At 70.6% G+C, this 13,064-nt stretch carries 13 protein-coding genes; 4 read left to right on the forward strand and 9 right to left on the reverse strand.

Annotation, left to right across the window (positions count from 1 at the left end; all coding sequences use genetic code 11):
* Nucleotides 1–56: 56 nt before the first annotated feature.
* Both ACWD3I_RS05005 and ACWD3I_RS05010 read left to right on the forward strand, forming a co-directional pair.
* The gene (locus tag ACWD3I_RS05005) at nt 57–1,520 is read left to right on the forward strand and encodes a toll/interleukin-1 receptor domain-containing protein (protein ID WP_365394126.1); all 1,464 of its coding nucleotides are present in this window, start codon (nt 57–59) and stop codon (nt 1,518–1,520) included.
* Nucleotides 1,521–1,575: 55 nt separating this feature from the next.
* Nucleotides 1,576–1,851, forward strand: a complete 276-nt coding sequence (locus tag ACWD3I_RS05010; protein ID WP_365394125.1) for a DUF1876 domain-containing protein — start codon at nt 1,576–1,578, stop codon at nt 1,849–1,851.
* Here the strand turns inward: ACWD3I_RS05010 and ACWD3I_RS05015 are convergent, their stop codons facing one another.
* From ACWD3I_RS05015 to ACWD3I_RS05040, 6 genes are all read right to left on the reverse strand, one after another.
* Complete coding sequence (locus tag ACWD3I_RS05015) at nt 1,852–3,021, reverse strand: serine hydrolase domain-containing protein (RefSeq protein WP_365394124.1); 1,170 nt, start codon at nt 3,019–3,021, stop codon at nt 1,852–1,854.
* 47 nt (nt 3,022–3,068) lie between these two features.
* Complete coding sequence (locus ACWD3I_RS05020) at nt 3,069–3,539, reverse strand: organic hydroperoxide resistance protein (protein ID WP_267015653.1); 471 nt, start codon at nt 3,537–3,539, stop codon at nt 3,069–3,071.
* 107 nt (nt 3,540–3,646) lie between these two features.
* Nucleotides 3,647–4,114, reverse strand: coding sequence for a MarR family winged helix-turn-helix transcriptional regulator (locus tag ACWD3I_RS05025; RefSeq protein WP_365394123.1), 468 nt, complete (start codon nt 4,112–4,114; stop codon nt 3,647–3,649).
* Between the two features lie 10 nt (nt 4,115–4,124).
* A complete protein-coding gene (locus ACWD3I_RS05030) occupies nt 4,125–4,892 on the reverse strand; it encodes an energy-coupling factor ABC transporter ATP-binding protein (protein WP_365394122.1) in 768 nt (255 codons plus the stop codon).
* Nucleotides 4,880–5,641 carry a cobalt ECF transporter T component CbiQ gene (cbiQ, locus tag ACWD3I_RS05035; RefSeq protein WP_365394121.1) on the reverse strand — a complete coding sequence of 254 codons (762 nt, stop codon included), beginning with the start codon at nt 5,639–5,641 and terminating at the stop codon, nt 4,880–4,882. The genes ACWD3I_RS05030 and cbiQ overlap by 13 nt, the downstream gene beginning before the upstream one ends.
* Nucleotide 5,642: 1 nt before the next feature.
* Nucleotides 5,643–6,698 (reverse strand): energy-coupling factor ABC transporter permease, encoded by a 1,056-nt coding sequence (locus tag ACWD3I_RS05040; RefSeq protein ID WP_365394120.1) that lies wholly within the window; start codon nt 6,696–6,698, stop codon nt 5,643–5,645.
* Nucleotides 6,699–6,866: 168 nt separating this feature from the next.
* Here ACWD3I_RS05040 and ACWD3I_RS05045 point away from each other — a divergent pair, with 168 nt between their 5' ends.
* Nucleotides 6,867–7,217 (forward strand): SsgA family sporulation/cell division regulator, encoded by a 351-nt coding sequence (locus ACWD3I_RS05045; protein ID WP_365394119.1) that lies wholly within the window; start codon nt 6,867–6,869, stop codon nt 7,215–7,217.
* On the opposite strand, the gene ACWD3I_RS05050 is transcribed toward ACWD3I_RS05045, so the two are convergent.
* Complete coding sequence (locus ACWD3I_RS05050; RefSeq protein ID WP_365394118.1) at nt 7,214–8,887, reverse strand: penicillin-binding transpeptidase domain-containing protein; 1,674 nt, start codon at nt 8,885–8,887, stop codon at nt 7,214–7,216. The genes ACWD3I_RS05045 and ACWD3I_RS05050 overlap by 4 nt on opposite strands.
* 98 nt (nt 8,888–8,985) lie before the next feature.
* A complete protein-coding gene (locus tag ACWD3I_RS05055; protein ID WP_365394117.1) occupies nt 8,986–10,605 on the reverse strand; it encodes a penicillin-binding transpeptidase domain-containing protein in 1,620 nt (539 codons plus the stop codon).
* Nucleotides 10,606–10,809: 204 nt separating this feature from the next.
* On the opposite strand from ACWD3I_RS05055, the gene ACWD3I_RS05060 reads away from it, so the two are divergent.
* Nucleotides 10,810–11,244 (forward strand): hypothetical protein, encoded by a 435-nt coding sequence (locus ACWD3I_RS05060; RefSeq protein ID WP_365394116.1) that lies wholly within the window; start codon nt 10,810–10,812, stop codon nt 11,242–11,244.
* Between the two features lie 61 nt (nt 11,245–11,305).
* On the opposite strand, the gene ACWD3I_RS05065 is transcribed toward ACWD3I_RS05060, so the two are convergent.
* The gene (locus ACWD3I_RS05065) at nt 11,306–13,057 is read right to left on the reverse strand and encodes a dolichyl-phosphate-mannose--protein mannosyltransferase (protein ID WP_365394115.1); all 1,752 of its coding nucleotides are present in this window, start codon (nt 13,055–13,057) and stop codon (nt 11,306–11,308) included.
* Nucleotides 13,058–13,064 lie beyond the last annotated feature (7 nt).

Here is a 13,064-nt window from a genome sequence, read left to right on the forward strand (position 1 = left end):
GCCCGTACGGGTGAACCGCGCACGTACGCCGCTGTTTCTCTGGTAGCAACGGCCCCATGGGCGGCGTATTCATCAACTACCGCAGAGGCGACCACTCGGAGACGGTGGAGCACCTCTACGCGGAACTCGACCGGCACTTCGGCAGGGGCCAGGCGTTCCTGGACCGGCCGTCCATCGTGCCGGGGCAGCGCTTCTCGGACACGCTGCGGGCGCGGGTCGACGACTGCGAGGTGCTGCTCGCCGTGATCCACCCGGGGTGGGCGGACGTCCGGGACGTGTCCGGGGCGCGGCGGCTGGACGACGAGGAGGACTGGGTCCGCCGGGAGATCGAGCAGGCCCTGGCGAGCGACAAGGTGCTGATCCCGGTGTTCCTGGACGGGGTCACCGCGCCGCGGCCCGCGGAGCTGCCGCCCTCGATCCGTGAACTCGTCGGCCGCAACGGCCAGCCGCTGCGCCGCACGCACTGGGAGTCGGACCTCGCGGAACTGATCGCCGTGCTGGAAGGGCTGGTGCGCCCGGACTGGCGGCCCGTGCCGGCGCCCGAGGAGCGCGGGATGCGCCCCGGACGGTGGCTCGGCGTCCTCACCGCGGTGCTCGCCTGCGCGGTGCTGGCCGGGGTGCCCGCCCTGCCGCAGGACGACAGCTGGGCCGGCACGGACGTCCTGCCGTACACCCTGAGCGCCGCCCTGATGTCCACCGCGCTGCTGTGCGCGCCGTTCGTCGCGGTCGCCACCGTCCGTCTCGTCCGGCGGTCCGTCGACGACCTGGAGCGTGAGCTGCACGCGGTCCGGCACCGGACGTACATCCGGCACACCTGGCCCATCGGCCTGGGGATCGTCCTCCTCGGCGGGTACGGAACGCTGCGCGGCGACCAGGGCATGGCGGTGGCCCTTCCGCTGCTGCTGGTCCTCGGGGTCGCCGTCGCCCGCGCGGCCGTCACCCACCTCCGCCTCAAGAAGCGGGACGACGACCTGTGGGCGCGCTGGCCCCACCGGCTGCCCGACCGTGTGAACCGGGCCGGGCTGCGCCGAGCGGTCGCCCGGCTCCACGTCCGCCTGGACCGGATGACGGCTCCGCTCTCGCTCGAGCAGCGGGAGAAGGCGGCCTGGGAGCTCGACGACATCGCCGACGCGGTGCGGCGGACGGAGCGTGAGGCGGGGCGGACGCGTCGCGCGTGGCTGAGCCAGGACCATCCCTGGCTGTTCGCCGGCTACGTCCTCTGGCTGGCGCTGACGGCCGCGCTGTTCGTGGCGTCGGGGCTCGCCTACGCCGCCGCGGGCGAGGGGACGGTCCGCCGGTACGTGGTGATGGGGGTCGTCGTCCTGATCGGCACCGCTCTGGCGCTGGCCACGCTGGAGACCGCCCACCGCTACCAGCGGCGCCAACGCCGTGAGCTGGCCCGACAGGTCACCGGCTTCCGGGACGGGCTGCTGCGACGGGTAGCGGAGATGAGCCTGCCCCCGCGCACCAAGCCGACCGCCCCCGCCCCGCGGCCCGAGGAGTACGCCGAACCCGACTAGGCGCGGCCACCCCCTGAGGAGCACTCTGGAAGGAGTTCTTCCGGAGGTGATCGTCATGATGCACACCGCTGTGGGATGGCACGTCGAGATGGAGTTCCAGGAGGACGACGAACACACGAGGGCGGTCGCGATGGTGCGCCTGCCCGACGGCTCCGAGGTACGGGCCCACGGACAGGCCAGCCGCCACCACACCGACTCCAACCAGCCGAGGGTGGGGGAGGAGATCGCGGGCGCTCGCGCGCTCAACAACCTCGCGACGCAGATGCTGGCCAAGGCGCACGGGGAGATCGACGCGGCGTCCGGGCGGACGTCGCATCCGATCCACGTCTAGTCACACCTGCAGAGCGGCACGCACCGCACGCACCAGCGCCTGCGCCCGCGGGTCAGCCGTCACCGTCTTGCGCAGGCCGTTGGTCACATAGCCGAACGCGATGCCCGTCTCCGGGTCGGCGAAGCCGAGGGCGCCGCCGCGGCCCGGGTGCCCGAAGGAGCCGGGGCCGAGGAACGGCGAGGCGCTGCCGTGCAGCATGTAGCCGAGGCCGAAACGGGTGTTGATCACCAGCACCCGGTCGGGCCCGGCGGACTCCTCCGCGCGGGCCAGTTCGACGCTCTCCGGCGTGAACAGCCGCACGCCGTCGACCTCGCCGATCAGCGCGGCGTAGACACGGGCCAGCCCGTCCGCCGTCGCGATGCCGTTCGTCGCGGGCAGGGCGCTCGCGCGGTACGCCGGGTCGTTCTGGTCCGGGAAGGGGGTGATCGCGCCGAACGCGCGGTTGGTGAGCGAGTCCGGGTCGCTGTAGGCCTCGGTGACCGAGCGCTTGGGACGGGCACGCAGGGCGTTGGCGGGCTCGGGCGTCTCGACGCGGCCGACCCGCCCCGTCCGGTACGCCTCCGCCTCGGGCAGCCCCAGCCACAGATCCGCCCCCAGCGGCCCGGCGATCTCCGCCGCGATCCACTCGCCGGTGCCGCGTCCCGTCACGCGCCGCACGAGCTCGTCCAGCAGCCAGCCGTACGTCAGCGCGTGATACCCGTGGTCCGTGCCGGGCTCCCAGACGGGCGCCTGGGCCGCGACCGCCTCCGGCCCCCTGCGCGGGTCCAGGGCCTCCTGGGGGGTGAGCGGACGGTCCAGCACCGGCAGCCCAGCCCGGTGGTTCAGCACCTGCCGGACCAGCACCCGCTCCTTGCCGTACGCCTTGAACTCCGGCCAGTACGCGGCCACCGGCGCGTCCAGGTCCAGCTGCCCGCGCTGGGCGAGCAGCAGGGGTACGGCGGCGGCGACGCCCTTGGTCGCCGAGCGCACGATCTGCGCGGTGCCGTGCTGCCAGGGCTCGGAGCCGGCGGTGCCGTCGACGTCCTTGGTACCGGCCCACAGGTCGACGACCTTGTGCCCGTCCCGGTACACGGCGACCGTCGCGCCCCGGTCCCCGAACGCCTCGAAGTTCCTGACGAACGCGTCCCTGACCGGCTCGAAACCCTCGGCGACCGTGCCGTTCACATCCACGTCCGTGCGCCCCGCTCTCGCTGTTCCCGCTGCTCCGTGCTCCCCCTCTACCCAAGCAGGACGGTCACGTCGATGTTCCCGCGGGTCGCGTTCGAGTACGGGCAGACCTCGTGGGCGGCGTCCACCAGCTTGGTGGCGACGTCCTGGTCGAGTACGGGGAGCGAGACGCTGAGGGCGACCGCCAGGCCGTAGCCGCGCTGTGCGTTGGGGCCGATGCCGACCTTCGCGGCGACCGTGGAACCGGTCAGGTCGAAGCCGGAACGGCGGCCCACCAGCACCAGCGCGTTGTGGAAGCAGGAGCTGTAGCCCGCCGCGAACAGCTGCTCCGGATTCGTGCCGTTGCCGTCGCCGCCCATCTGCGGCGGCATCGCGACCTTCAGCTCGATCTGGCCGTCCTGGCTGGTGACATAGCCGTCCCGGCCGCCGTGCGCGGTGGCCTCGGCGACGTACATGATCTTCGTCGGACGGGTGTCGACAGAGGTGTCGACGGCGGTGTCGACGGCGGTGTCCTCACTCATTACTGGCTCCCCCCAGAACAGGTGCGCACAAATACATCGTGCACAAGGTACCGACCGGTAGGCAGGGGTTGGATTACCAGGGGGTAGCAACCGTGGGTAACAGGAGCTCAGAGAGGGCGCTCGGTAGCGGTCCGCGCCCGGCGTGTGAGCTCCCACAACTCCTCGCGCAACCGCACGACCTCCGCGCCGCCCAGCCCGGTCGCCGATTGCAGCGCGCCCGGCACGCGTGCCGCGAGCTCCCGCAGTTCCTCTCCGCGCCGCGTGCACGCGACGAGCACCGAGCGCTCGTCGTGGGCCGCACGCTCCCGGCGTACCACCCCCGCGCTCTCCAGCCGCTTGAGCAACGGCGACACCGTGCCGTAGTCGAGCCGCAGCGCCTCCGCGAGCTCCTTCACCGTCGTCTCGCCGCGTTCCCAGAGCACCAGCAGGACGAGGTACTGCGGATAGGTGAGACCGAGCTCCTCCAGCAGCGGACGGTACGCGGCCGTCACCGCGCGCTGGGCGGCGTACAGCGCGAAGCACAGCTGCTCGTCCAGGAGCAGTGAGCCCTCACCGGCGTGGTCCTCGTTCGTCACGCGCCCATTGTCACGGACGCCCGGTCGCGCCGGACACCGAACGCGGATCGAAGCCGTAGGGCAGCTCGAGGCGGTGGGCGCGCATCAGGTCGTCGTCGCAGAGGAGCTCGGCCGTCCTGCCGTCGGCGGCGATGACGCCCTCGCTGAGGACGAGGGAGCGGGGGCAGAGCTCCAGGGCGTACGGGAGGTCGTGCGTGACCATCAGGACCGTGACGTCCAGGGAGCGCAGGATGTCGGCGAGTTCGCGGCGGGAGGCGGGGTCGAGGTTGGAGGAGGGCTCGTCGAGGACGAGGATCTCCGGCTCCATGGCGAGCACGGTCGCGACCGCCACCCGGCGCCGTTGTCCGAAGGAGAGGTGGTGCGGCGGCCGGTCCTTGAACTCGGCCATGCCGACCTGCGCCAGCGCACGGTCGACCCGCGCCTGGAGTTCCGCGCCCTGCACGCCCGCCGCCGCCGGACCGAACGCCACGTCCTCCCGGACCGACGGCATGAACAACTGGTCGTCCGGGTCCTGGAAGACGATGCCGACCTTGCGCCGGATCTCGGCCATGTGCCGCTTGCCGACGGGCAGCCCGGCGACCTTCACCGTGCCCGTGCCGCCGGACAGGATGCCGTTGAGATGCAGCACGAGGGTCGTCTTGCCGGCGCCGTTCGGGCCGAGCAGCGCGACCCGTTCACCGCGCGCGACGGACAGGTCCACGCCGAACAGGGCCTGGTGGCCGTCGGGGTAGGCGTAGGCGAGGCCGGAGACCTCGAGAGAAGCGGTCACAGCGTCCATCCCAGCAGACATACGACAAGAGCGGCGAAGGGGAGTGCGAACGCGTACGTCCACTGCGCCCGGGAGGCGGTCACCTCGTCGATGACCGGCATGGAACCGGCGTATCCACGGCTCACCATGGCGAGGTGGACGCGCTCACCGCGTTCGTAGGAGCGGATGAAGAGGGCGCCCGCCGACTTCGCGAGGACGCCCCAGTGGCGCACGCCGGACGCCTCGAACCCCCGCGACTCCCGCGCGATCCGCATCCGCCGCATCTCGTCCGTGATGACATCGCCGTAGCGGATCATGAAGGACGCGATCTGCACGAGCAGCGGCGGCAGCTTCAACCGCTGCAATCCCAGCAGGAGTTCACGCAGCTCGGTGGTGGAGGCGAGCAGCACGGAGGCGGCGACGCCCAGGGTGCCCTTGGCGAGCACGTTCCAGGCGCCCCACAGCCCGCTCACGCTGAGGGACATCCCCAGCACCTCGACCCGCTCGCCCTCGGCCACGAAGGGCAGCAGCACCGCGAACGCGACGAACGGCACCTCGATCAGCAGCCGCTTGAGGACGAAGGCGGCCGGCACGCGCGCGACGTACGCGACGACGCCCAGCAGCACGGCGTACAGCCCGAAGGCCCACATCGCCTCCCGCGGCGTCGAGACGACGACCAGCACGAAGGCGAAGACCGCGGCGAGCTTGGTGTGCGGCGGCAGACCGTGCACGGGCGAGTGCCCGTGCCGGTAGAGCTTGTGCGCGTGCCCGCCCCCCATGTCAGGCGACCGTCGTGCTCACCGGGGAGACGTCCTGCGTGCGGCGCCTGCGCACCGCCCAGAAGATCCCGCTGCCCGCGACGACCGTGACGCCCACGCCGATCACGCCCGCGAGACCGCCGGAGAGCCGGGCGTTGTCGACGTCCTTGACGCCGTAGTCGGCGAGCGGGGAGTCGGCGGCGGCGTGGTCCTCGACCTTCGCGTCGATGCCCTTGTCGGCGGCGACCTTCTCCAGGCCGTCCGGGTCGGCGGAGGCGTAGAAGCTGACGACGCCGGCGAGGGCGAGGGAGGTGGCGAGGCCGGCGAGCCACACCTTGCGGTGCGAGGAGCGGGCGGCGACCGGGACCGGGGCGGCCGGCACGGCTGGTACATCGACGAGCTCGCCGTTGACCCGCAGCTTGAGCTTCTGCTGGAGCCCGCGCGCCCCGTACACGAGGTCGGGGCGTACGGCGATGACGGCGCCGACGGTCAGCGCGGTGATCGCGGCCTCGCCGATGCCGATCAGCACATGCACGCCGACCATGGCGGTCGCGACCTTGCCGATGGCGACGTCGGTGGTGCCGCCGATCCAGTAGATGAGGGTGAAGGCGAGGGCCGCGGCCGGCACGGACAGCACGGCGGCCACGAAGGAGGCGGCGGTGACGGACCGGCGGGTGCGCGGCAGCACCTTCACCAGGCCGCGGAAGACGGCGTACGCCACGACCGTCGTCACACAGCCCATGACGGTGATGTTCACGCCGAGCGCGGTCAGACCGCCGTCCGCGAAGAGGATGCCCTGCATGAGCAGGACGACGGAGACACAGAGGACCCCGGTGTAGGGGCCGACGAGTATCGCCGCCAGCGCACCTCCCAGGAGATGGCCGCTCGTCCCCGCGGCGACGGGGAAGTTCAGCATCTGTACGGCGAAGATGAACGCCGCCACCAGGCCGGCCAGCGGCGCGGTGCGCTCGTCGAGCTCGCGGCGGGCACCGCGCAGGGACACCGCGACGGCCGCGGCGGCGACCGCTCCGGCGGCGGCGGAAGTGGGGGCGTCGATAAATCCGTCAGGCACATGCACGCATCGATGATGTGGCTTAATGCGAATGTTTTGCAAGAGCGAGTCTCTCGTGCATCGTGCATGTGAGATGTCCTACGCCCGGGGGCGCGATCCGAAAAATATGCGACATTGGAGAGGAAGCGGGTGCACAGCTTCCGCACAGGTCACGCAGCGTAAGGGGCCGAACCGATGTCCGTAGTCGAGCAGTACGCGCGAGCCCACATCGTCACGGACACGGACATCGCGGTGGCGGAACCCGAGGCCGTCCCGGTCGTGCTGCGCTACGACCCCGACACCGACCCGCGCGCGGTACGGGTCGGCCTTCCCGGCCCGCACGAGTGGACCTTCCAGCGCGAGCTGCTGGAACGGGGCCTGCGGGCGCCGGTCGAGGCCGGGGACGTCCGGGTGTGGCCGTGCGGCCGGGTGCAGGCCGTGGTGGAGTTCCACTCCGCGAGGGGCGTCTCCGTGGTGCAGTTCGAGTCGAAGGCCCTGCTCAGGTTCCTGCGCCGGACCTACACGGCCGCTCCCGTACGGGGCTAGCGGCCCAGCTTCAGCAGTGCCGCCACGATCGGGCCCGCCGTGTCACCGCCGTGCCCGCCCGCCTGGACCACACCGGCCGCCGCCAGGTCGCCGCGGTACGCCGTGAACCAGCCGTTGGGCTTCTTCTGACCGTCGACCTCCGCCGAGCCGGTCTTCGCGCCCACGGTGCCGTAGACACCCTGCATCGCCTCGGCCGCCGTGCCGTAGGCCGCCGTGTAGGACATGAGCTCACGCAGCTGGGAGAGCGTGCCCGACGACATCGTGCGTGAGGCCTTGGCCAGCGTCCGCCCGTCCACGTCCGGTGAGACCAGGTAGGGCTGCTTGAAGGCGCCCGACTCGACGGTCGCCGACACCGACGCCATGTTCAGCGGGTTCATCCGCACCCCGCCCTGACCGATCAGCGAGGCCGCCATCTGTGCCTGCGACTGCACCGGCACCGAGCCGTCGAAGGTGGGCACGCCGACCGCCCAGTTGTTCATGGACAGACCGAAGACCTGCTGGGCCTGCTTGGTCAGCGAGTCGTTGTCCAGCTCGGGCGCCTGGCTGATGAAGGCGGTGTTGCAGGAGCGGGCGAAGCTCGCCTTGAAGGTGCCGCCCTTGATCTGGAACTTGTCGTCGTTCTGGAACTTCCAGCCGCCGTACGTGAAGTACTTCGGGCACGGATGCGCCTTGTCCGCCGACGCGAGGTCCTTCTCGATCAGCAGCGACGAGGTGACGACCTTCATCGTCGAACCCGGGGCGAGCGAGCCCTGGAACGCCACGTTGAAGCCGTGGGAGGCGTTCGCGGCGGCGAGGATCTCCCCGGTCGACGGACGCAGCACCACCACGGACGACTTCGCCTTCTTCGCGACCTGTGTCTCGGCCGCCGCCTGCATGGTCGGGCTGAGCGTGGTCTTCACGGTGCCCGGCGTGCCCTTGCTCAGTGTCAGCAGCGTCTTGTCGGACAGCTCGTCCGCCTTGGACTCCTTGCCGCGCACCACCTGGAGCTCGACGCCCGCCTTGCCGCCGGCCTTCTTGCCGTACTTCTCCCGCAGCCCGTCCAGGACCGAGCCCAGCGACGGGTACTTCTTCTCGGTGATCTCCCCGCCGTCCCGGTCGAGCGCCTTGATCGGCGGGGTCCCGGACTCACCGGTGACCAGGGTGTCGCCGTCCTCGAGGTCGGGGTGGACGACGGAGGAGTGCCAGTCGACCTGCGGCTTGCCGGTGGCGGTGTCGCGCACGACGGTCAGCGAACTGTCGTACGTCAGCGGCTTGCTTGTGTCCTTGTACGACACCGTCGCCTTCACGGCGAAGGGGACCTTGTCGCCGGTGCGGGTGCCGGGGGTGAGGGTGACGTCCTTGAGGTGGGCGTCCTTGGGGTAGGCGGTGAGCAGCTTCGCGGCCGCCGCGGTGTCGTCCGTGACGGCCGCGGCCTGGGTGACCTTGCCCGACTGCCAGGACGTGAGGAAGGTCCGCGCCGCGGTGTCGACCTCTTTCGCGGACAGCGGGCCGGTCTTGACCTTCGGCTTCTGGTCGGCGACGGAGGACGTCCGGTCCTCGGCCGCCGCCCCGCCGCCGTACAGCGCGTACACGGCGAAGCCGGCGCCGCCGACGACCACGGCGATCATCCCGCCGATCACGGCGGGGCGATTCGTCTTCCGTCGCTCGGCGACGCGCCTTCTCTTGCCCACAGCTCTCTGTCCTCCGCGATTCCCCAGGGTCCCCGATGCCCTCGTCCCTCACCTCAACGACGGCAACCACCCTAGAGTCCCGTCCTGTGCCGGTGAGTTCAGCCACCCGCCGCCAGTACGGCCTTCACGATCGGGCCGGCCGCGTCGACGCCGTGGCCGCCCTGTTCGGTCATGGCCGCCGCGGCGACATCATTGCGGAACCCGGTGAACCAGCTGTTGGAGGTGGCCACATTGTCCACCTCGGCCGAACCGGTCTTCGCCCCGATGTCCCCGCCGAGCCCCTGCATGACCGGTTCCGCGGTGCCCTGGGTGGCCGTCAGCCACATCATCTGCTTCAGCTGGTCGGCCGTGCTCGACCGCAGCCCCTCGGCGGTGGCCAGCTTGCGGTCGTCCAGCTTCGGCGAGACCAGGTAGGGCTGGCGGAAGGTGCCGGTGATCGCGGTGGCCGTCACGGACGCCATGTTCAGCGGGTTCATGGTGACCTTGCCCTGGCCGATGGCGTTGGCCGCGCGGTCCGGGCCGCTCTCGGCGGGGACGCTGCCGTCGACCGAGGTGATGCCGGTCTTCCAGTTGTCCCGGCCGAGCCCGAACTTGGTCTGCGCCTCCGTGGTCAGCGACTCGTCGGTGACCGGGTCCTCGTCGATCAGCTTGATGAAGGCCGTGTTGCAGGACCGCATGAAGCTGTTGGCGAGCGTGGCGTTCGGATTGGGTTTCATGTCCTTCAGGTTCCTGAAGGTCTGCCCCTGCCACATCGCGTCGTCCGGGCAGGGCGCCGGGCCGTTCATCGAGGTCACGCCGTTGTCGATGAGCATCGCCGAGGTGAGGATCTTCATCGTGGAGCCGGGGGGCTGCGCACCCTCGAAGGCCGCGTTGAAGCCGTCGTCGCGGTGGTTGGCGACCGCCAGCACCTCGCCCGTGGTCGGCTTGACGGCCACCACCGAGGAGTTGGCGTACTTCGTCACCGCGGTCTCGGCAGCCGCCTGCGCGCTCGCGCTGATCGTCGTCTGAAGTCTGCCCGGCTTGCCCTTGGAGAGGGTCAGCAGCGGGGTCTCGGGGGCGTCGTCGCCGTCGTGCCGGACGAACAGCTCGACTCCCGGGGCGCCGCCCGCCTTCGCACCGTACTTGGCGCGCAGTGCGTCCAGGATCGGGCCCAGCGAGGGGTACTTGTCCTTCGTCAGCACCTTGCCGCCCCGGTCCACCGCCTCGATGGGCGGGGTCGCCGACGGGCCGGTGACGAGGTGGTCCTGAGCCGTCTTCAGCTCGGGATGGACCACGGCCGGCTTCCAGTCGACCAGCGCCTTGCCCGTGGTGAGGCCGCGCACGACGGTCAGACTGCTCTTGTACGACAAGGGCTCGGACGTCCCCTGGTACGTCACCTTCGCCTTCACGGTGAACGGAACGGTGGTCCCCTGAGCCGTACCGGGCGTGATCTCCACGCCGGTGATGTGCGCGTTCTCGTCGTACTCCGTCAACAGTGTCCGGGCGGCGGCGTTGTTGTTCGTGTACTGCGACGCCGACGCCGCGGAGCCCTTCTCCCAGGCCGCGAAGAACTTCCCCGACGTCTCCTCGACCTCGTCACCGCTCGGCGGCCCCGACTTCACCTCGGACCCACCGTCGTCCTTCAGTGCGGACACGATGTTGAACGCGCCATACCCGGCCCCACCCACCATCACGGCGAACACGCTGCCTATGACGGCGGCCTTGACCCCCTTGCCCATGGAACTGAACCCCTCCCCGTTATCAGTCCTCCGAACTGTAAGTGGCGTGGGGGAATCCTGTGAGACCTGTTTCCTTTTGTTGACCGAAGAGAGATCAGGTCAAGGGCCGACCGTAACCGGAATCACATAATTCTCTTGATCACTGCGGACTCGCGTGAGAGCCTGCGCGCTCCTTGAATCTCTCCAGATCGGAAAATCACCGAGATGAAAGCAATATCGAGGGGTCGTCTTTCGGCTGTCGCCGCCGCGGCGGCGTGCCTGGTGATCGGGACCGCCACGTCTGCGAGCGCGGGCACCAACTCGCCTATCTCCAACGCGAGCAACGGTGACGGCTACGCGTATTTCGTGGCCGACGGCGACAATTTCATCGTCTACGACGGCAAGTGCGACGGCGACACCGTCTGGGCCCAGCTGACCTGGTACAAGTCCGGTGAGGGCTGGCACTACCGGACGGTTCGCAACACGTCCGGGTGTCAGATCGAGGACACGCGGCACCCGTGGAACATCCCCGAGGGCGCGTCCGTGTGGGTGCGGGCCTGCGGCAGCGTGGAGGACGACTACTCCAACAGCGGCAACGGCTACCTCGGCGCCGGCCACGACTGCGACCTCACGCAGGGCGGCCAGCGCGGCGTGGCCTGACCCACCGGTGAGCCTGTCCCCCCGGTTCGCGGTGGCGCGTCGGGTGGGACAGGCCGGACCGCTAGACCCAGGTGTCCAGCCACATCCGTGACCGCCAGTCGTCGATCGGGATGGCGGTCCCGGTGTACAGGGGCCAGAAGTAGATGAAGTTCCAGGCGATCAGCAGCACCAGCACGCCGGCTCCCGTGGCTCCCGCCACGCGTCGGGTGTCGCTGGAGCCGGGTCGGCCGATGATCGCGCCGAGCATCATCGCGACGGCCAGGCACAGGAAGGGCAGGAAGACGACGGCGTAGAAGAAGAAGATCGTGCGTTCCTGGTACATGAACCAGGGGAGGTAGCCGGCGGCGATGCCGCAGGCGATCGCGCCCGCGCGCCAGTCGCGGCGGAAGAGCCAGCGCCACAGGACGTAGGCGATCGCGAAGGCGGCCGCCCACCACAGCAGCGGGGTGCCGATGGCGAGGACCTCGCGGGCGCACTTCTCGCCGGCGTCGACGGGGCAGCCGTCGTTGCCGGGCGTGGGGGACTCGTAGAAGAACGAGACCGGGCGGCCGTCGACGATCCAGCTCCACGGGTTGGACTGGTACGTGTGCGGGGAGTGCAGGCCGACGTGGAACTCGTAGACCTGGTGCTCGTAGTGCCACAGGCTGCGCCACCAGTCCGGGAACAGCCAGGACCAGTCGCTGTTCCTGCCGTCCGTCGCGGCCCAGTTGCGGTAGTAGCCGCCGGTGCCGTCGGTGGGGGAGAGGATCCAGCCGAGCCAGGAGAGCAGATACGTGGCGATCGCCACCGGCACCGTCGCCAGGAAGGCCAGGCCCAGGTCGCGCTTGAGGACCGCCTCGTACGGGTGGCGGGCACCCGCGACCTTGCGGGAGCCGACGTCCCACAGGACCGCCATGACGCAGAACGCGGCCAGGATGTAGAGGCCGTTCCACTTGGTGCCGATGGCCAGGCCCAGCATCAGACCGGCCAGCCAGCGCCAGGGGCGCCATCCGAAGCGGGTCGTCTCGGCGATGTGCGCGTCGGGGCGGGCCCGGCCGTCCGCGTCGAGCGGCAGCGCGGCCGCGAGTTTCTCCCGGGCCCGGTCGCGGTCGACGACCAGGCAGCCGAACGCGGCCAGCACGAAGAACATCAGCACGCCGTCGAGCAGCGAGGTGCGGGCCATCACGAAGGCCAGCCCGTCCACCGCCATCAGCGCGCCGGCCAGACAGCCCAGGAACGTCGAGCGGAAGATGCGGCGGCCGATACGGCACAGCATCAGCACCGAGAGGGTGCCGAGGAGGGCCGTCATGAACCGCCAGCCGAACGGGTCGAACCCGAACATCAGCTCGCCGAGTCCGATGACGTACTTGCCGACCGGCGGATGCACGACGTACGACGGGTCCGTCGGGATCGGCACCTTGCCGCCGACGTCCAGGATCAGGTCGTTGGCGTTCTTGTCCCAGTTGACCTCGAAGCCGCGGTGGACGAGCGCCCAGGCGTCCTTGGCGTAGTACGTCTCATCGAATATCACCGCCTTCGGGCCGCCCAGGTTCCAGAACCGGATGACGCCCGCGAACAGCGTGACGAGCAGCGGACCGCCCCAGCCGGACCACCGCACGATCCGGTCGACCAGCGCTTTCGGCAGCCCGAGCGCCGCCCACATCCGCGGGTTGGGCTGTGCGTACGGCGGTACGAGCCGGTCGCGCACGTCGCTTCTGGGCCCGGCCGTGTAGCCGAAACGGCGCAGCCGCTGCTGCCACGACGGCCGCTGGTCTTGCGGTGCCTGGGCCTGTCGGGTGTCCGTGGAGTCCATGGACGACGCTGTACTGGTCACCGCGCCA

It is taken from the genome of Streptomyces sp. NPDC002817 (assembly GCF_053592055.1).